This window comes from Salinisphaera hydrothermalis C41B8, from assembly GCF_000732535.1.
In the GTDB taxonomy this organism is placed as follows: Bacteria; Pseudomonadota; Gammaproteobacteria; order Nevskiales; family Salinisphaeraceae; genus Salinisphaera; species Salinisphaera hydrothermalis.
The window spans coordinates 54,709-73,217 of the sequence record NZ_APNK01000012.1; the positions used below are offsets into that span (position 1 = coordinate 54,709).

The 18,509-nt window shown below is 64.8% G+C and carries 20 protein-coding genes; 9 read left to right on the top strand and 11 right to left on the bottom strand.

From position 1 onward, the window contains the following. Positions 1-128: 128 nt before the first annotated feature. The 6 genes from C41B8_RS09795 to C41B8_RS09820 form a co-directional block, all read right to left on the bottom strand. On the bottom strand, positions 129-929 hold the full coding sequence (locus tag C41B8_RS09795) for a transporter substrate-binding domain-containing protein (protein ID WP_037337231.1): 801 nt from the start codon (positions 927-929) through the stop codon (positions 129-131). A gap of 130 nt (positions 930-1,059) precedes the next feature. After that, on the bottom strand, positions 1,060-1,785 hold the full coding sequence (locus C41B8_RS09800; protein ID WP_037337235.1) for an ABC transporter permease: 726 nt from the start codon (positions 1,783-1,785) through the stop codon (positions 1,060-1,062). Beyond that, positions 1,785-2,498, bottom strand: coding sequence for an ABC transporter permease (locus C41B8_RS09805; protein WP_037337237.1), 714 nt, complete (start codon positions 2,496-2,498; stop codon positions 1,785-1,787). Before C41B8_RS09805 ends, C41B8_RS09800 begins: the two co-directional genes overlap by 1 nt. 10 nt (positions 2,499-2,508) lie before the next feature. Further along, on the bottom strand, positions 2,509-3,279 hold the full coding sequence (locus C41B8_RS09810; protein WP_037337241.1) for an ABC transporter ATP-binding protein: 771 nt from the start codon (positions 3,277-3,279) through the stop codon (positions 2,509-2,511). 152 nt (positions 3,280-3,431) lie between these two features. Further along, on the bottom strand, positions 3,432-4,451 hold the full coding sequence (locus tag C41B8_RS09815; protein ID WP_051883359.1) for a succinylglutamate desuccinylase: 1,020 nt from the start codon (positions 4,449-4,451) through the stop codon (positions 3,432-3,434). A gap of 212 nt (positions 4,452-4,663) precedes the next feature. Further along, positions 4,664-5,137 (bottom strand): DUF4112 domain-containing protein, encoded by a 474-nt coding sequence (locus C41B8_RS09820; RefSeq protein WP_051883353.1) that lies wholly within the window; start codon positions 5,135-5,137, stop codon positions 4,664-4,666. Positions 5,138-5,222: 85 nt separating this feature from the next. Between C41B8_RS09820 and C41B8_RS09825 the strand changes: the two genes are divergently transcribed. The 3 genes from C41B8_RS09825 (at position 5,223) to C41B8_RS20100 (ending at position 7,331) form a co-directional block, all read left to right on the top strand. Further along, positions 5,223-6,404, top strand: coding sequence for an SMP-30/gluconolactonase/LRE family protein (locus C41B8_RS09825; protein ID WP_037337243.1), 1,182 nt, complete (start codon positions 5,223-5,225; stop codon positions 6,402-6,404). Beyond that, on the top strand, positions 6,401-7,105 hold the full coding sequence (locus tag C41B8_RS09830) for an FFLEELY motif protein (RefSeq protein WP_037337246.1): 705 nt from the start codon (positions 6,401-6,403) through the stop codon (positions 7,103-7,105). Before C41B8_RS09825 ends, C41B8_RS09830 begins: the two co-directional genes overlap by 4 nt. Before the next feature lie 79 nt (positions 7,106-7,184). After that, positions 7,185-7,331, top strand: coding sequence for a DUF3096 domain-containing protein (locus tag C41B8_RS20100; RefSeq protein WP_084188787.1), 147 nt, complete (start codon positions 7,185-7,187; stop codon positions 7,329-7,331). A gap of 794 nt (positions 7,332-8,125) precedes the next feature. On the opposite strand, the gene sufT is transcribed toward C41B8_RS20100, so the two are convergent. Next, a complete protein-coding gene (sufT, locus tag C41B8_RS09835; RefSeq protein WP_037337249.1) occupies positions 8,126-8,677 on the bottom strand; it encodes a putative Fe-S cluster assembly protein SufT in 552 nt (183 codons plus the stop codon). 146 nt (positions 8,678-8,823) lie between these two features. On the opposite strand from sufT, the gene C41B8_RS09840 reads away from it, so the two are divergent. Genes C41B8_RS09840 through C41B8_RS09855 form a run of 4 tightly spaced genes read left to right on the top strand, consistent with a single transcriptional unit; the run spans position 8,824 to position 11,421 of the window. After that, entirely contained in the window at positions 8,824-9,195 is a 372-nt protein-coding gene (locus tag C41B8_RS09840) for a sirohydrochlorin chelatase (RefSeq protein ID WP_037337251.1), read from the top strand. 15 nt (positions 9,196-9,210) lie between these two features. After that, positions 9,211-9,687, top strand: a complete 477-nt coding sequence (locus C41B8_RS09845) for a TspO/MBR family protein (RefSeq protein ID WP_037337253.1) — start codon at positions 9,211-9,213, stop codon at positions 9,685-9,687. Positions 9,688-9,689: 2 nt separating this feature from the next. After that, entirely contained in the window at positions 9,690-10,502 is an 813-nt protein-coding gene (locus C41B8_RS09850) for an SDR family NAD(P)-dependent oxidoreductase (RefSeq protein WP_051883354.1), read from the top strand. 31 nt (positions 10,503-10,533) lie between these two features. Beyond that, the gene (locus tag C41B8_RS09855) at positions 10,534-11,421 is read left to right on the top strand and encodes an SDR family oxidoreductase (protein ID WP_037337256.1); all 888 of its coding nucleotides are present in this window, start codon (positions 10,534-10,536) and stop codon (positions 11,419-11,421) included. Positions 11,422-11,428: 7 nt separating this feature from the next. On the opposite strand, the gene C41B8_RS09860 is transcribed toward C41B8_RS09855, so the two are convergent. Continuing rightward, positions 11,429-12,865, bottom strand: coding sequence for an amidase (locus tag C41B8_RS09860; RefSeq protein ID WP_037337258.1), 1,437 nt, complete (start codon positions 12,863-12,865; stop codon positions 11,429-11,431). Between the two features lie 137 nt (positions 12,866-13,002). Between C41B8_RS09860 and greB the strand changes: the two genes are divergently transcribed. Beyond that, positions 13,003-13,491 (top strand): transcription elongation factor GreB, encoded by a 489-nt coding sequence (gene greB / locus C41B8_RS09865; protein ID WP_037337261.1) that lies wholly within the window; start codon positions 13,003-13,005, stop codon positions 13,489-13,491. Positions 13,492-13,546: 55 nt separating this feature from the next. Then, positions 13,547-14,806 (top strand): MFS transporter, encoded by a 1,260-nt coding sequence (locus tag C41B8_RS09870; protein WP_037337264.1) that lies wholly within the window; start codon positions 13,547-13,549, stop codon positions 14,804-14,806. 4 nt (positions 14,807-14,810) lie between these two features. Here the strand turns inward: C41B8_RS09870 and C41B8_RS09875 are convergent, their stop codons facing one another. Genes C41B8_RS09875 through C41B8_RS09885 form a run of 3 tightly spaced genes read right to left on the bottom strand, consistent with a single transcriptional unit; the run spans position 14,811 to position 18,157 of the window. Continuing rightward, entirely contained in the window at positions 14,811-15,827 is a 1,017-nt protein-coding gene (locus C41B8_RS09875; protein WP_051883355.1) for an efflux RND transporter periplasmic adaptor subunit, read from the bottom strand. Between the two features lie 28 nt (positions 15,828-15,855). Then, the gene (locus tag C41B8_RS09880; protein WP_037337267.1) at positions 15,856-16,059 is read right to left on the bottom strand and encodes a DUF1656 domain-containing protein; all 204 of its coding nucleotides are present in this window, start codon (positions 16,057-16,059) and stop codon (positions 15,856-15,858) included. Next, entirely contained in the window at positions 16,049-18,157 is a 2,109-nt protein-coding gene (locus C41B8_RS09885) for an FUSC family protein (RefSeq protein ID WP_037337269.1), read from the bottom strand. The genes C41B8_RS09880 and C41B8_RS09885 overlap by 11 nt, the downstream gene beginning before the upstream one ends. Between the last annotated feature and the right edge of the window lie 352 nt (positions 18,158-18,509).

The following is an 18,509-nucleotide window of genomic DNA, read 5'->3' on the forward strand; positions in this document are numbered from 1 at the left end:
GGCTGTCGGATTACGGTGCAAGCACCTAATCCGACCTACGCAACACGATCTGATATTGCGGCTATCACCGGCCGTTATTTTAAAAAAAAGGCGCCCGAAGGCGCCTTTAAAACGGCCGATGCCGTGGATCAGGAGTCGTCTTTAGCCGGCGGCGCCTTGTGGAAATACTTCTTGTAGATCTTCGCGTAGGTGCCGTTGTCCTTCAGGGTCTTCAGAGCCTTGTTGAACTTGGCCGCGAGATCCTGCTCGTTCTTGCGGAACGCGATACCGAACCCATCGCCGAAGTACTTCTTCGGTCCGGTGAGATCCGGGCCGGCCTGGCGATATTTCTTCGGATGCGGGTTGATCAGCGTGCTCTGACCGGTGATCTGGTCGAAGAACGCGGCATCCAGACGGCCAGCCGACATGTCCACGGCCACGTCGTCGGCGTTCTGGTAACGCTTGATGACGGCGTCGTCGCCGTACTTATCGGTGACGTAGTCGTCCTGGACCGTGCCGCGTTGCACGCCGATCTTCTTACCCTTGAGCGTCGCCGTATCAATCTTGTGCAGCGGGCTGTCGGTCGGCACGAAGAACGCCGACGGCACGACGATGTAAGGATTAGAGAACAACACGGCCTTCTTGCGCTTGTCGTTGATGGTCATCGACGACATGATCGCATCGTACTTACGCGCCATCAGGCCGGGGATGATGCCGTTCCAGTCCTGCTGGACCCAGCTGCAATGCAGGCCAGCCTGCTTGCACAGTGCGTCGCCCAGGTCGATATCGAATCCGGTCAGCGTGCCATCCGGCTTGGTGTATTCCATCGGCTCGTAGGGCACGTTGGTGGCGATGCGCACGTTGTCGCCCGCAGCGCTTGCGGTGGTCGCCACGCCAGCGCCCGCAACCACGCTCGCGGCAAGCATTGATACGGTCAGCAGTTTTTTCATGATCGATTCGGTCCTCGTGAATGAGTTCGGCCGCAACGCAATCCCCACGTCCGGCAGACAGCTGGATTGAACCACGGATATCGCGTCGTGAACATGCACAAAACGTGCAATATCGAGCCAGCGAATCGCCTCAGGCGGGCTTCAGATGACGCAGCAGACGTTTTTCGGCGAGCCGGAACACGCCCTGGATGCCGAAACTGAGCGCCATGTACAAACACGCCACGAATATGAACGGCGGAAACGGCGAATAGAACTCGGCATAGACGTTATAGGCCACGCCGGTCATATCGGTGATGGTCACCGCACTGGCGATCGCGCTGGCATGCAGCATGAAGATCACCTCGTTGCCGTAGGCCGGCAATGCCCGTCGCAGCGCCGAAGGCAGCACGATGCGCCGATAAGCGGTAAAGCTCGACATCCCATAGGCGCGTGCGGCTTCCAGTTCGCCGCGCGGCGTGGCCCGGATGGCGCCGTAGAAGATTTCGGTCGTATACGCCCCTGTATTGAGCACGAAGGACAGCAGGGCCGGATACAACGCATTGTTGATGAAGAACGCGAACCAGCTCTGCTGCACGCCGGGTATGAAGGCGAAGCCGTAATAAGCGATATACAGCTGGATCAGTAGCGGCGTGCCGCGGAACACATAGGTGTAGAACCAGATCGGCCCGGAAATCCACACCCGGTGCGACGCCCGCCCTATGGCCAGCGGGATCGCCAGCACGATACCGATCACCAGCGAAATGAAGACGAGCTGGACGGTGGTGACCATCCCGCCCCAGTACGCCGCCAGCGTGGCCGGCGTGAAAATCGTGTTGTGCGACAGGAATGGCGCAACCTGGGCGAGCCAGTGTTCCATCACGCCCCCCGCTTGGCGGTATGGAAGCCGGCATCGTAACGCTGGCGCAGCCAGCGTACGGCCAGTTCGGACACACTCGTGATCGCCAGATAACCCAGCCCCACCGGCACCATGAACAGGAACGGCTGATGGGTGGCCTTCGTTGCCTGGTCGGCAATATGCACCATGTCGGACAGGCCGATGATGGACACGAGCGCCGTCGACTTCAGCAGCACCATCCAGTTGTTGTTAATGCCCGGCAACGCATGGCGCATCATCAACGGAAAACGCACCCGTCGAAACGCCAGCCAGCCGCTCATGCCGTAGGCGCGCGCGGCTTCCATCTGGCCGGCATCCACGGCCAGAAACGCACCTCGGAAGGTTTCGGACATATACGCGCCGTAGATTACGGCGAGCGTAATGACGCCAGCCATGAACGCGTTGACGTTGATGAAGACGTTCGTCCCGAGCCAGCTGTTGAACTGGTCGACCACCATGTTCACGCCAATCTGGCCGCCGTAGAACAGCAGCATCATCATTACCAGATCCGGCACGCCGCGGATAATCGTGGTGTAAAGCAGCGCGAATCCGCGTAGCACAGAGGAGCGCGACAACTTGATGCTGGCCACTACCAGCCCGATCATCAACGCCAGCACCAGTGAAAGCACGGCGAGCTCGGCGGTGAGCAACGCGCCACCGAGCAGCCGCCAGCCGTATCCATGAAAATCAATCATCGGGCGCGAATCAGAATCGGGGGCCCAGGAACTGCTTGAGCCGCTCCGAGCTGGGATTGCCAAACACGTCCTCGGGCTTGCCGGCTTCTTCCACCCGCCCTTGGTGCAGATAGATCACCTGCGACGATACATCGCGCGCGAAATCCATCTCATGGGTCACCACGACCATAGTCCGGCCTTCGTCGGCCAGTTCGCGCATGACCTTGAGCACGTCACCGACCAGTTCCGGATCCAGCGCCGACGTCGGCTCGTCGAACAACATCACTTCCGGGTCCATGGCCAGCGCGCGAGCGATCGCGCCGCGCTGCTGCTGGCCGCCGGACAGCTGGGCCGGGAAATAATCGGCGCGATCGGCCAGTCCCACACGCTCGAGCAGCGCCATGGCGTGTTCGCGCGCTTCTTTCTTCGACTTGCCGAGCACATGCACCGGCGCTTCGATGACGTTGCCGATCAGCGTCATGTGGGCCCAGAGATTGAAGCCCTGAAACACCATCGATAGCCGCGCCCGAATGCGCTCGACCTGCTTCCAGTCCGCCGGCTCGCGCTCGCCGCGTCGGGTCTTGAACTTGACGCTCTCGCCGTGGACCACGATGTCGCCCGCATTCGGGATCTCGAGCAGATTCATGCAGCGCAGAAACGTGCTCTTGCCCGACCCGGACGCACCGATCAACGAAATAACGTCGCCCTCATGTGCTTCCAGTGAAAGACCTTCGAGCACCGGATTGTCGTTAAAGCTCTTGTGCAGGTCCCGAACGACCAGCGGTATCGCGTTATCTGCCATGCGCGTTTAGTCGCCCTCGCGGTGCAGCAAACGCGCTAGCGTAGCAGCCGTGTGATCACAAAGACATCACGCATCGGTCGTATACGCCGGCGTGGCGGCGCCTTCATGCCGCCACCCGGCGCTTGCCGGTCTTGTCCAGACAGGCCGCTGTGTTAGCCGCCAGACGGCGCGCCCGAGGCCTGCGGGCTCGACGCGGACACGGGACGCGCGAGCAAAGCCGCACGCGCGCCGCGCTCCACGTGCGCATTGGGAAATACAACATACACCGGCGCATCGGCGACCACCGTCTCGCCGGCCTCGCCGTCGCGCGCAATCACGACGCCCACCTCAAACGCCGTGAAATTGGCGACATCGTCGTCGAAACCCAGCGAAAAATCTTCGCTGACGCGGCACAGCTCGTCGACCACGCGGAAGAAGGTTAGCGCCTCCAGCGGCGTTTCGGCCGCGGGCTGCCCGGACACGCGCGCAGCCAGCCAATCGGCCATCGACGCCAGCGGCGCCAGATCGTTGCCACCGAATCTTGCGACTCGGCCAAGTTCGAGCGTGAACGCCACCACATGGTGCACCGCCCGGCTGTAATGCGAAAACGTGGGGCTGGGCGCGTGCTGAGACAGTACCGCCTGCAGACCGGCCGCAGCCATCACGCGCCAGACAGAGGCCGGCGTTTCGATGTCGGCCAAGGGTTCGACCGCAAACCGTGGATAACGGCTTTCGCGGATCGCGGTGTGCATATCCAGATGCAAGGGCGTCGTACGTTGGTCCTCGCCTGTGCCTGGGCCGGCATGCGCCGCCCAGAACGCATCCACCGCGTCCATCAACTCGCGGGCGCGAGCGTGTTCGCGCGTGTTGCCGGCCGCGACCTCGCGCGTGAAGAGACGGTTCAGATTGGTTTCGATGTAGCGGGTTTCGGCGACGATTGACGCGGGATGCCCCACGATCAGCAAGGTCGGCGCGCCAACCGTTATGCCACCATCATCCAGATCTCCGGCCAGATGCAACAGCAATTCCAACGGCGCGGTCTCATTGCCGTGGATACCAGCCGAAATAATCGTCGCCGCGGCATCCGGCACGGGCGCGGCCGGTACCAGTTCGGCGATGCCCGGCCCGCGATCGATAACACGGCCGCCGCCCGCCAGCTCGATCGGCTCATATCGAAACGATCGATCGGCCATGGCGGCACTAAGAATGTCGCGCAGGCGGCGCGGCGAGCAGCGTGTTTCATCATCCATGATCGCGAGACCCTGTGACTATCGAACGAGGCAGGCCGCGCCGGACGTTTTCGCCGACATTGGGCAAGACACGAGGCTTGGGCCAATCGAGTCGCTTCGACCCTGGATCGTCGCACGGTCGCCAATACGGCGCTCGGGCGGCACCTCGACTCGTTTCAACCGAAGACGGCGCGCCACAGCCCGACGCACACCACCAGCGCCGCCGCCACGCCCAACAGGATCGCCACTGACTCCTTGCCGCGCGAACCCTTGGATTCTCCGGTCACCTCCTCCAGCCAGCGCTGCACGAGCGCCTGGTTACGGCGATTTGCCTTGTAAGCCATGTCGAACAAATCGCCAGCCACCGGCACCAAGCCGATAACGAAATCCACGCCGACATTGGCGCCCATGCGCACCAGCAGACGCTTGGGTGCGCCAAGACGCACCGCTTCGCCGATCATCAGGCTGGACAGGGCCAGACCGGCAAAATCGCCGGCGAACGGCACCATGCCGATAATGCCGTCGATGCCGACGCGCTTACCGATGATCGGCACGCGAAACGCATCGTCGAGCCAGTACGCCAGCTTCTGGATGCGTGCGAGACTGGCGCGGCGCTTGGCCTGCAGGTCGGGGTTGGCGTGGTCGGTCATGGGCCGGTATGAATAGGCACGTCATTCACGGGTCACTGGCAGTATACGGGAACGAACGCTTTGACCGCGCGACTGCTGGAGGAACATGAGGATACTGCTGCTCGCATTGATCCTGGTCGCGGGCTTCGTGGCCTACGCCACGCTCTGGCCGTCGCGATTCGACCCGGTGGCATGGCAGGCGCCGCCGGTGCACGCCCTGGATAGCGACACCCGTCCGATGTCGGCGCTCACGCGGCTGGGCATCGGCGCCGGCACCGGCCCGGAAACCGTCGCCATCGGTCCCGAGGGCCGGCTGTACGCCGGCTATGCCGACGGTACCATTCGTCGTTTCGATGCCGACAAGGCGACCGGCCGCAGCGACGGTCAGGTGTTCGCGACCACCAACGGCCGCCCGCTGGGTCTGGCGTTCGGCCCGCCGCTGCCGCGCGCCAAGCAGCATCAGCGCCCGGACGGCACGAGCCGAGCTGACCGAACGGTGGCCGATGCCGACAACGCGGCATCCGGCGATGCATCGCCGGGGTCGCAACGCGCCACGCTGTACGTCGCCGACGCCGATCAGGGCCTGCTTGCAATCAACCGCAAGGGCCAGATCACCGAACTGACGAGCAGCGCGAACGGCCGTCCGTTCGGCTTCACCGACGATGTCACCGTCGCGAAAGACGGGCGCGTCTATTTCACCGACGCCAGCAGCCGCTGGCCGCATACGGCTTACCGCACTGCCATCCTCGAACATCACGGCGACGGACGGCTGCTGCGCTACGATCCGAAAACCGGCCGCACCGATGTTTTGCTGGACGGCCTGCAGTTCGCCAACGGCGTGGCCCTCGGGCCCGATGACGCCTATGTCCTGGTCACCGAAACCGGGGCCTACCGCGTGACGCGCTATTGGCTCACCGGTCCGCACGCGGGCGCGCACGATGTGTTCATTGACGACCTGCCGGGCTTCCCCGACGGCATCGACGCCGATACCGCGCATCGCGGTTTCTGGATCGCGCTGTTCGCGCCGCGCAACACGGTGCTGGATTTCGCCGCTCCGTACCCATGGCTGCGCGAAGTCATTCACCGCCTGCCATCTTGGCTCAAGCCGGCGCCAGCGCACGTTGGCCATATCGTGCATGTCGCCAACAACGGCCACGTCATCAGCCAGCGCATCGACGACCGCAACAATGCCTATGCCCCCATCACGAGCGTGACGCCAGCCGGCCAGTGGCTTTATCTCGGCAGCCTCGAGACCGATGCTATCGGCCGCGTCCCGGCCCAACCGTGACGGTCGCGCCCCGCCCGCTCAGCGAAGCGCTCGCCGCGCTCAGCGAGGCCCGCGCGCAGATCGCCGCCCGTGACGATCCGTCGTTTCACCAGCGCCTGTCGGAACTACGGCATTGGCAGTCGGATCACGTCGCGGCGTTTCACACCGAGCGCGTGGCGGCCTACGACGGCCACGCCCTGCTGCGCTTCCTGACCCGTCGTTTCTATCGCGATGCCGATTGGTCCGAACTCACCGGACGCCCGCAGAAAGTGGCGCGGGCGGTGGATCGCATCGTCGATCGCGACCGGCCGCTGGTGATCGCCATCGAGCTGCAGGCCGCGGCCGAGAGCCTGGATATCGCCATGACCGACGCACTGCTGGCCGAGCACGCCACGCTTAACCCGCACAGCTATGTCCGCGCGCTGCGCCGCGTCGGCCGGCGCGAGGCGCGACTGCAGCAGATTCTGTGGCTGGAGGAGCTGGTGGATCTGGTCGCCGACTATGCCGACAACCGCGCGGCCTGGTGGGCCTTCAAACTCGCCAGCGCCCCGGCGCGCACCTTCGGCCTGGGCCAAACCTACGACCTGCTCGCCGAGGGCTTTGCCGCCATGCGGGCCACGCGCGACCTAAAGGCCGGCACGCGTGAAGTGATCGCCGCCCAGCGCGCGCGATTGGAACGCCTGATCGGCGCCGAACTCGAACAAAGCGAGAGCGACCCGTGACTGGGTTGCGGCTGCCGCTTGTGCCGATTCAGCGCATCATCGAAACTGCCGGCTCCGCCCAACAAACGACGACGACCCCATGACGATTACCATCAGCAGCGGCCATCTTGCACCCGTCATCTCTCTGGTCGCCGGCGTCGCGATCCTGCTGGCGCCGCGGCTGCTCAACTACATCGTGGCCGCCTATCTGATCGTCATCGGCGTGCTGGGCATCATGCACTTCTAGGCAGCGCATCGCGCCCCCGGGACCGGGCTACCGTTTCACACGCCTGAAGCACCATCGTGCGTTCCCGGCTTCGTTCGGCGAATAAATCTGTCCACCGATCAACGCAGATTCACACAGATGCGGTTGTACTCTTGCGGCGTAGCGGATTCCAGGCGCTAACGCGCAACTGAGTCGGCCGGAACGCCGCCCCCAAAGTCAGCCCGGAGAACGAAGCGTCAATAGCGGTTCGCGCCCCCGATCGAACTCGTGCCTCCAAGGATTAACCGCTATCTGCGTGAATCTGTGTCGATCTGCGGATAAACGCCTTAAGGAACAAAGGGCCAGTGCCCGCGGCGTCCCCGGGCCAATGCGGTCACGAATCCAGGCCGCCAATAAACGCGAATGACGCGATGGCGGACGAGTCTTTCGACCCAATTGGCACTAGGCGCCATTGCACTTTCGGGCTTCGTTCGGCGAATAAAGCAGTTCACCGATCAACGCCGATTCACACAGATAAGGTTGTGCTCTCGTGGGGTAGCGGATTCGAGGCGCTAACCCGCAATTGACCCCGAAGTCAGCGCGGAGAACGAAGCGTCAATGGCCGCTCGCGCCCCCGATCTAGCTCGCGCCTCCAAGGATTAACCGCCATCTGCGTGATCTGTGTCGATCTGCGGAAACAGCTTAAGGAACGAAGAGTCAGGACCGGCGACGCTCCGGAACTAAGCAGGTCGCGAAACCCCGTCCGCCATTGGCGCCTATTAGGTTCATCGGCGGACCGAGAACATCGAAGACCGACACAGCAGCGCCGGGACACGCTAAAGCATGCCCACCTGCAGCTTGGCGGCATCGCTCATCATTTCCATGCTCCAGGGCGGGTCGAAAACGAGTTCGACGTTGACCTGGGCCACGGTCGGCACCATCCGCACCTTCGAGCGGACGTCGTCGACAAGAATATCGCCCATGCCGCAGCCGGGCGCGGTGAGCGTCATGTCGATATCGACCACGCGGTTGTCCGGGTCGGAGTGATCGAATTCACAGCGATAGACGAGACCCAGATCGACCAGATTGATCGGGATCTCCGGATCGAAAACGGTCTGCATCTGTTCCCACACCATCGCTTCGACATCCTCGGCGGTGGCGTTTTCCGGCAGCGCCAGCGGTTCCGGCGCTTCCTTGCCGATGGCGTCGGCATTCTCGCCCGCAATGCGGATGAGGTTACCGGCGATATACACGGTGAACGAGCCACCCAGGGCCTGGGTAACGTTGCCATGCGTGCCCACCGGGATCTCGACGGTATCGCCGGCCGGGATCAGCACGGCCTCGCAGTCGCGCGTGAAGGTCACGGGTTCGTTCTGGGGCATTGACATTTCGAACCTCGCCAAAAAGGCGGCGTTTGTCGGTCGGGGCGCTATTCTATCAAGGAGGACGCCGGTGGCGTCTGATAGCATCGATGGATCGCGGAACGAGCCACCGATATTCTCGTGTGGCCGTTCGTTTCATCAGGGTTGATTGCATGATACACGCTTTACTGGTGGTGGCCCATGGCAGCCGCCGGGCCGAATCCAACGATGAAGTCCGGGCCCTGACCGATCGCGTCCGCGAAAGCGCCGGCGACCGCTTCGCCGCCATCGACTGTGCGTTTCTCGAGCTGGCCCCGCCGAGCATTCCGGACGGCCTGGAACGGCTGATCGAGCGCGGCGCCACGCACGTCACGGTGCTGCCGTATTTTCTCGCCGCCGGCCGCCATGTCGCCGAGGATATTCCGGCCGAGGTCGAACAGACGCGCACCATGCACCCGAACGTGACCATCGAGATCGCGCCCTATCTCGGCACATCCGAGGCGATGCCCGGCCTGTTGCTGGAAACGGCCGGCACCCCGGGCTGATTGCAGGAGCCGGCCATGACGACAGACATCGCGCGCAAGCCTTTCAACCCGACTCTGGCCGCCGCTGTCTGCGGCATTCTGGTGGCGCTGACATCGCTTTCCGGCGCGCTCGCGCCGCCCGGCGATTGGTATGCGGCCCTCACCCAGCCACCCGGCACACCACCCGATGCGGCGTTTCCGATCGTCTGGACCCTGCTGTACATCGCGATGGCCGTGGCCGCATGGCGTGTCTGGCGCGCCCGCGGGCTCGGACGCGAACTGAGCCTGTTCGTGGTCCAGCTCGCGCTCAACGCGCTTTGGATGCCGGTGGCGTTCGGCGCACATGCGCTGGGCTGGGCGTTGCTGGTGATTCTGCTGCTCTGGGTGGCGATCGCCGCCACCACGGCGGCGTTCTGGCGCGCTGATCGCATCGCCGGCGCCTTGTTCGCGGTCTATCTGATCTGGGCCAGCTATGCGCTGTACCTCAACGCCGGCCTGGCCTGGCTAAACTAGCCATGGCTCGTTTTTCCGACCAATACGGCCCGTGGGCGCTGATCACCGGCGCCTCCTCCGGCATTGGCGAGGCATTCGCCCACCAGATCGCCGCGCGCGGCGTGAACGTGGCGCTGGTGGCCCGCCGGGGCGATCGCCTGCAGGCCATTGCCAACGATATCGAGACCGAAACGAAATCGCGCGCATTGGCGATTGCCGCCGATCTGACCGACGAACACGGCCTGGACACTATCCTCGAAGCACTGGATCTGCGCCATATCGGCCTGCTGGTGAATAACGCCGGCGCGGGGCAGACCGGGCGCTTCCTCGATCACGCGCTCGACGACGAGCTGGCCACGCTGGCGCTCAATTGCCGCGCGCCACTCAAGCTCACGCATCACTTCGGCCGGGCCATGCGCGCCGAGGGCCGCGGCGGCATCATCATGCTGGCGTCCATCGCCGGCATTCTCCCTAGCCCCGAGTTCGCCGGTTATTCCGCGACCAAGGCGTGGAATCGCTTTTTCGGGGAGGCGCTGCATGCCGAACTCGCCGATAGCGGTATCGACGTGGTCTCGCTCTGCCCCGGTCTGACCCAGAGCGAATTCTTCGACAAGGTGAATTTCGATCCATCGGGCTGGCCCTGGCCACTACGTGCGGGCGCGATCCTGTCGGCGGACGAGGTTGCACGCGCCGGGCTGCGCGGTCTTGGCCGTACGTCGCAGGTCGTCCCCGGGCTGTCCTATCGCTGGCTGATGCGCGCCGGCCGCATGGCGCCGAGCGGCATGCCGCCATGGCTGACCGAGCGCGTGATGCGCCTGGCGCTGCCGAAAAAATGAATAACGCACTATCAATCCTTCGGAGGAGCTCATGGCCGAGCTAAAAACGCCGGGCGCTAATAGCCTGGCGGGCAAAACATTGTTCATCACCGGCGCCTCGCGCGGCATCGGGCTGGCGATCGCCAAGCGCGCCGCCGCGGACGGTGCCAACATCGCGATTGCCGCCAAGACCGATCAGCCGCACCCGAAACTCCCGGGCACGATCCATACCGCCGCGGCCGAGGTCGAGGCGGCGGGCGGGCGCGCCCTGCCGCTGGTGTGCGACATTCGCGACGAAAACGCCGTCGAGGCGGCGGTGCGGCGCACGGCCGAGCATTTCGGCGGCATCGATATCTGCGTGAACAATGCCAGCGCGATCTCGCTGACCAAGACACCCGACACGCCGGCCAAGCGCTACGATCTGATGCACCAGATCAACGGCCGCGGCACGTTTCTGGTCAGCCAGGCCTGTATTCCGTATCTGAAACAGGCCGACAACCCCCATGTGCTCAACCTGTCGCCGCCGCTCGATCTGCAGCCCAAGTGGTTCGCGCCGCACGTCGCCTATTCGATGGCGAAGTACAACATGAGCCTGTGCGTGCTGGGCATGGCCGAGGAATTCCGCGACGACGGCATCGCCTTCAACGCGCTCTGGCCGCGCACCGGCATCGCTACCGCCGCGATCGACCTGATCGGCGGCAAGGAATTGCGCGAGCATTGCCGTACGCCGGAGATCGTCTCCGACGCCGCGCATGTCATCCTCACGCAGCCCGCGCGCGAATTTACCGGCCAGTTCTGCATGGACGATCGCGTGCTCGCCGACGCCGGCGTCACCGACTTCTCGGTCTATGCCGTCGACCCAAGCCAGGAACTGTGGCCGGACTTCTTCGTGCCGGACGATCTGCCGCCGCCGCCCGGCTCGATGGGCAACACCAGCTGAGGGAGTCTTACAACGCCGGCCGACGTCCGAGCACGTCGGCCGCAACCCCCTCGTAGCCGGCCGCGATCTCCAACAGCCCGCGCTCACCGCGCTGGCAGCCCAACAGCTGGATGCCCATCGACCTTCCGCGATCATCGAAGCCGGCCGGCAGGGCGAGTGTGGGTCCGGCCGACAAGGAGCCAGGGATCACGATTTCCATCCAGCGATGATAGGTGTCCATCGCCCGACCCGCGATGCGGTCGGGCCAGCAGCGATTGCGATCGAAAGCAAAGACTTGGGCACTGGGCAGCGCGATCGCATCGTACTCGTCGAACAGCCGGTTCAGCTCGGCGAACCAGGCGCTGCGCGTGACCTGGGCATGGTGGCCTTCGATGGCCGTACGGCCGAGTCCGGCGTCGATTTCCCACACGGCTTCGGGCTTGAGCGCGGCCCGTTTCTCGGGATCGCGGTACAGCATCTCGAACTTGCCAGCTACCAGGATCTGGCGCAGCACACACCAGGCTTGCCAGAGCCGATCCGGGTCGAAACGCGGCGTGCAAGGCTGGATCTCGCAGCCGGCCTCGGATAGCCGGGCCAACGCGCGCTCGCCGACCTCGAGCACGCCGGCCTCCAGCGGATAATACCCATCCCAGTCGCCCAGCCAGGCGATGCGGCGCCCCTCGATATCACCCGACAGCGGCGCTGCCAATCCGGCCGGATCCTCGCGGATCGATAGCGGGGCGCGCGCGTCGGGCCCGGCCTGCGTCGCCAGCAGCGCGGCCAGATCGGCGGCCGAGCGGGCCATGGGGCCTTCCGTGCCCAGACTGGGCGAGAATACGTCCGGCACCGGCAGTGCCGGCACGCGGCCCGGCGACGGCCTGAGGCCGAAAACGTTGTTATAGGCCGCCGGATTGCGCAGCGAGCCCATCATGTCGCTGCCGTCGGCGATCGGCACCATGCGTGCGGCCAACGCGGCGGCCGCGCCGCCGGACGAGCCACCCGCCGTCAGCCTGGAATCGTAGGCGGAGCCGGTGGCGCCGAACACGCGGTTGTAGGTCTGGGAGCCCAAGCCAAACTCGGGCGTATTGGTCTTGCCAATGAAAATCGCGCCCGCCGCGCGCAAACGCGAGACCATGAGATTGTCCGCATGGGGGACATGATCGGCAAACAGCGGCGAGCCGAAGGTGGTGGTCAGCCCGGCCGTGGTCGACAGATCCTTGATCGCCATCGGCAGGCCATCCAGCCAGCCGCGGCGCGGCTTGCCGGCCGCCCAGGCCCGATCGCGTGCCGCGGCCTCGGCCAGCAGCTGATCGGCCGGGCGACGCGACACGATGGCGTTGAGTCGGTCGTTGACCGCATCGATGCGTTCCAGAAAACACTGCATCAGCGCCTCGGCGCCAATTCGCCGCTCGTCCAGCGCTCGGGACAGTGTGCAGGCATCGGCGTCGATCCAGTCGTCTTTCATCGTATCCGGCGGTCGCAGCACCCGTCGTTCAGACTGCCGCACAGAGGACGCCCGTGCATCCCGGTGACCGCGGGCGGATGGTGATTTATCCTCTCCGGTCATCCGCAACCCCCGCTCACGGGCCCAGGCATCGAACCATGGCCAAGCGCGACTACATCACTCGGGAAGGCTGGCAGGCGCTGGCCGACGAGCTGGATTATCTCTGGCGCGAGAAACGCCCGTTCGTGGTGCGCAAGCTGGCCGATGCCGCGGCCGAGGGCGATCGCTCGGAGAACGCCGAGTACATCTATCGCAAGAAGGAACTGCGCGAGATCGATCGGCGCGTGCGCTACCTCGGCAAGCGCGTCGACGAGCTGACCGCGGTCGATCCGCGGACCGACAACCCCGACCAGGTCTTTTTCGGGGCCTGGGTCGACGTGGTCGATGCCGACGATTCCCGGCATTGCTACCGGATCGTCGGCGCCGACGAAACCGATGCGGCGTCCGGCGCGATCAGCCTGCATTCGCCGGTGGCGCGCGCGCTACTGGGCAAGCGCACCGGCGACGTGGTCGATGTGACGCTGCCCGCATCGCGCCGCGAACTGGAGATCGAGGCGATCCACTACACCCGGCCAAACCGCAACTGACCGAATCGCCCGCTCGCGGGCGCGAATTGCTGGACTGTGCAACAATCCGCGCCCTATGCGTGGTTTTTTGATACCGGCCCCCGACAGCCCCCTGCGCGACCGCGCCTTTCGCAAGCTGCTGGTTTGTCGCTTTGCGGCCGCGACCGTCAACCAGATCCAGTCGGTCGTGGTAGGCTGGCAGCTGTTCACGATGACCCACGACCCGCTCACCCTGGGCTGGGTGGGGCTCGCCCAGTTTCTGCCTATGGCGGCGCTGGTGCTGCCGGCGGGCGATATTGCCGATCGCGTCTCGCGCAAGCTGCTGGTGACCGTGAGTTGCCTGCTGGTCGCGGTGGCCGGCGTGCTGTTCCTGATGCTCACGCTGTCCGGCACGCAATCGCCGCTCGGGTTCTATGGTGTCCTGGTGCTGTTCGGCGTCGCCCGGGCGTTTTCCGGGCCGAGCTTTTCGTCGCTGTTGCCGCAGGTCGTCGGTGAAGATCGACTCCCCAAGGCAATCGCCCTGAGTTCGTCGGTATTCCAGGTCGCGATCATTGGCGGTCCGGCACTGGGTGGGGCGGTGTATCTGGCCGGCCCAGCGATCGCCTACGGCTTGTGCACCGCGTTATCGCTGGTCGCGGCGATCGCGGCTGCGAGTATTACGCGGCCATTGCCGGCTCAGGCCGATACGACCCAGCAGAGCGCATTCGAGCGCTTCACGGCCGGCATCGTCTATGTCCGCACGCGCCCGATCATCCTCGGCGCGATCTCGCTGGATCTGTTCGCGGTGTTGCTGGGCGGCGCGACGGCCCTGCTCCCGGTCTATGCCCATTCGATTTTGCACACCGGCCCGGCCGGGCTCGGCGCGCTGCGCAGCGCGGTAGCGATCGGCGCGTTTCTGATGGGTATTTATCTGGGGCGGGTATCGCTGAACCGGCGCGCCGGGCCGGTGATGTTCGCCGCCGTGGCGATTTTCGGTATCGGCACGATCGTGTTCGGGCTGTCGACGAACTTCATCCTGTCGTTCGCGGCGCTGGCGACAATGGGCGCGGCCGACATGATCAGCGTGTTCGTGCGCTCCACGCTGATCCAGCTGGCCACGCCGGATGCCATGCGCGGCCGCGTGAACGCGGTGAACATGCTGTTCATCGGCGCGTCCAACGAGCTGGGCGAATTCGAATCCGGCGTCACGGCCGGCATCTTCGGCACCGTACCCGCGGTGGTACTCGGCGGCATCGGGACCCTGGCCGTGGTCGGCGCCTGGATGTGGATGTTCCCTGCCCTGCGCCGCGTCGACCGGCTCGAGGATGTCGGGCGGCGGCCCGCCGCATCCGCCTAGGCGCTCAGTCGTGAGTCCTGTGGGCTGACAACTGGCCGGCTGACGAGGCGCTCTGCCCCGAGTCGTCGAACTGGCCGGCCCGTGCCGGCGACCAGCGCAGATTGCCCTTGTGCGCCGAGGCATCGTAGCCGTTGTCTTTGTCTGCATTGGGGTGCACATGCACGGTGGCCGTCAGGCCCACCGACAACGGCAACTTCTGCGGCGCCCGGTCGAACGCGATGGTTACTGGTACGCGCTGGGCGAGACGAACCCACTGAAAAGTCGGGTCGACGTTCGGCAGATTACGTTCGCCCTTGGCGTTGTTGGGAATCGCGATGCCGCGCCCGATGCTGGCGACATGGCCTTTGAAGTGCTTGTCGCCGTCCATCAGCACGATCTCGGCCGGGTCGCCCACGGCAATCTTGGACAGCTTGGTTTCTTCGAAATAAGCCGTCACCCGGAAGGTCTCGGCATCGACCAGGGTCATCGCCGGCGACCCCTGGGTCGCGTAATCCCCCTGATCCAGCAGCAGATGCGTGACGTAGCCGTTGACCGGCGAACGCACGGTCGCCCATTCAAGGTTCTGCTTGGCCTGGGCTAGCTGCGCCTTGTACTGGGCGACCGACGCCCGGTCGCGTTGCTCGGCCGACTGGGCCTGCTGCAGGTTCTGGGTCGAGACCCCGCCCGGCGGCAAGCGCTCGAGCCGACGCGCGTTGCGCGCCGAGTACGCCAGCGAGGCCTTGGCGGCCAGGAGATTGGCCTTGGCCTCGGCCACGTTGTGCTTGTAGCGGATCGGCTGGATCTTGAACAACAGATCGCCCTTATGTACGTAGCTGTCGTCGGCCACGGCCACGTCGGTCACGGTGCCGGAGACTTCCGGCGCGATATTGATCACGTCAGCCTGCACGCGTGCATCACGGGTCCATGGCGCATAGACGTAGTGCTGCCAGGCGAACCATCCGAGCACCCCCGCAATCGCCACGATCACCAGCGTGGCCGCCACCCGCGCCGTCGTTTTCAGAATATTCTTCGCATTGGCCATCAATTCACCAGAACTTCACAAATCACGCTCAGGGGCCGAACCAGATCAAAAGGCAGGACAACAGGATGACGAAGACTGCCGCGCCCGCCAGGGCCGGATGCCAGAACAGGCGATAAAGATGCAGGCGCTGTGCGACCCAGCGCAGCATGAAATACACCACACCGGTCGCCGCCAGGAAACCGAGGAAGACCGGCAGGTAAATACCGCCGATAGTGATCGTTTCAGGTAGCACGATCCGCTTCCCCCAGGCGAATGCGTTGACCGTCGGTATTCTCGCGCGCCTGCCCGTAATCGGCCAGCGCGGCCGCCATCAACTCCGCCGAAACCGACGCACGCACGCCATAACGCATACGCTTGCGCGGCGAAAAGGTGAGGGCTTCATCCAGCAGGCGCCGGGCCAGCCGGTTGGCTTCGATTTGCATATCGAACACCTTCGCTACCCGCGGATAACCGCGTTTGAACATCGATTCGAGCCCGGCGAGCGTATCGTGGATAGCGGCCCGCGTACTGTCGCTGAAGCCGGCACGGTCAGCCAGCACTCGCAGCGACCGGGCCTCGACGCCCATGTTCACGGCCGCGAAGGCGGCCTGACGAGCGGAAACGTGAAATTCGCCCCGGTCCGCGGCGACCGGCAGTTTGACCAGCCGATCGTAAACTCGAGTCTCGAAGCGTTCGCGCGGCTCGGCAAACCCGGCGGCCAGCTCGCCGAAAATACCGGCCAGGCGATCACGCAGCAGTTGTCGCGGGTTGACCGGCAAGACCAAGGCAAACGCCACGAGCGCGAGGATCACCGCCAGTTCCGCGCCTAGGAACGTTTCCAGGAAACTCACGAATGTCTGCCGGCTGCCGTCGTTGGCCGGATGCACGAACAGCGCGAACTGCACCAGAGCGACGCGGCCGATGAGCGCCGTCGATGGATTCACCATGGCCAGCCCGGCGACGAAGACACAAGGCAACAGGACCAGCATCAACATGGCGAAGCTGGTCGCCTGCGGCAGGAATACGAAATTCACGAAGAAAGCGGCCACGCCTGCCACCAGCCCGCCGATGCCGAACCCGCGCGCCCCGCCGGCCGGGTCGTCCATCAGCGCGAACAATGTCGTCAGGACCGACAACAGCACCATGGTGCCCGCCAGCGCGGGGTCGTCGTGCGTGGCCCAGATCGCCGCGCCGGACCCCATCGCCGCCGCCGCCCGGATCGTGACCTTGACCGATTCCCCGATCGGGTTGGCGGTGGAGAACTCGCTGCGACGCGAGGCGGTGCGTGCCCCGGCCCCGCGTTCGGCGATCAGCATGCCGTGCTTGATCACCGCCGCCCGCATACGATTGGCCATGTCCAAGGCGCGACTGAGCACGACCCAGTCCACCAGCGAACGGGCACGGTTGCCTTCCTGGCCGCCCAGGCGCGCCTCGGACAGGACATCGTTGTAAGCCTCGCCGAAGGCGTGCTTGATCTCGCGCGTATTCCCCGGATCGGTCTCCAGCAGTTCGGCCGCATGATCGAGCGCTCGAAGCGGGCCACGGTCCACCGACGACCCGAGTTTGCCGAGATATACCTGCAACGAGGCCATGGCGCTCACGATCGAGAGCAGTTCGTAATCAAGCCGGCGCGCGAGCCGGTTGTATTCGGCGAAACCGGGCGCATCGAAGCGCGCATACTGACGCGTCTGCTCCAGCGTGAGTGTCTTTTCCACCAGCGCATGCAACTGGGGGTGCGGGGTATTCGGATCGGTATCGCCGTCGAGTTCGTCCGGTGATCGGTCAAGCACACGGAACTGATGCCCGATCGCCTTGAGCGCGTCCACGCGCGCCTGAAAATACTTCCGCGCCGTGACGCTTGGCGCGAGAACCACGCTCACGAACGCCGCCACGACCGCCGCCAGCGCGGTTTCCGACGATCGCGCCACGGCCACCGAAAACACCGTCGTGGGGTCCGACATCGCACGGACACCGATGATCACGGCCACGTAGCCCGCCAGCACGAAGCCGTACGACATGTTGTTCCGGAACAGGCTGGCACAGAACACCATCGCCGAAACCCAGGCGATGAGCGCGATCGAGAACAGCGTATAGCTCTGGGCGAACAAGGCGATCAACAGGATCGCGACACAGGCGGCCACAAACGTGCCCGCCAGACGCGCAAACCCGCGCACCACCAGAAAGCCCGGCAGCGGCTGGATGAGAATCGCTACGTTGATGAACGCCCAGTAGGCGTTATCGAGTTCGAGATAGAACGCGAGCCACAGAGAAAGCGCCACCGATACGCAACAGCGTATGGCGAAGGACACGTTTTCTCCGCTGGGCGCGAACAGCCAGGCCAGGCGCGACATGGGCCCCATTATCCGTTGCACAATGCAATTGGGCCACCCCAAACTTCGTGTGCCCGGCATTCATGCGGGTCAAACGGTCGGCCCGCCATGGCGCCGGTCGAGACTCCGCGCTGCCGAAAGCGGCAGTTCAGCAATCCGGCAGCGCCGCAGCGTACCCTTATCACGCAAAAAATACCGGCCGGCGGTGGCGCCGCCGGCCGGAAGCCGCGATTACGCCGGTGACGATGGGAAGAGAAGCGCGAGCGCATTGGAGGAGAACAACACGACGCAGAATCACCGGCGCAATACTGTAAAAGCAAGGTCGATGCCAACCCGTGATTGGGCTTGCAGGCTGGCATTCTCAGACCTTTGA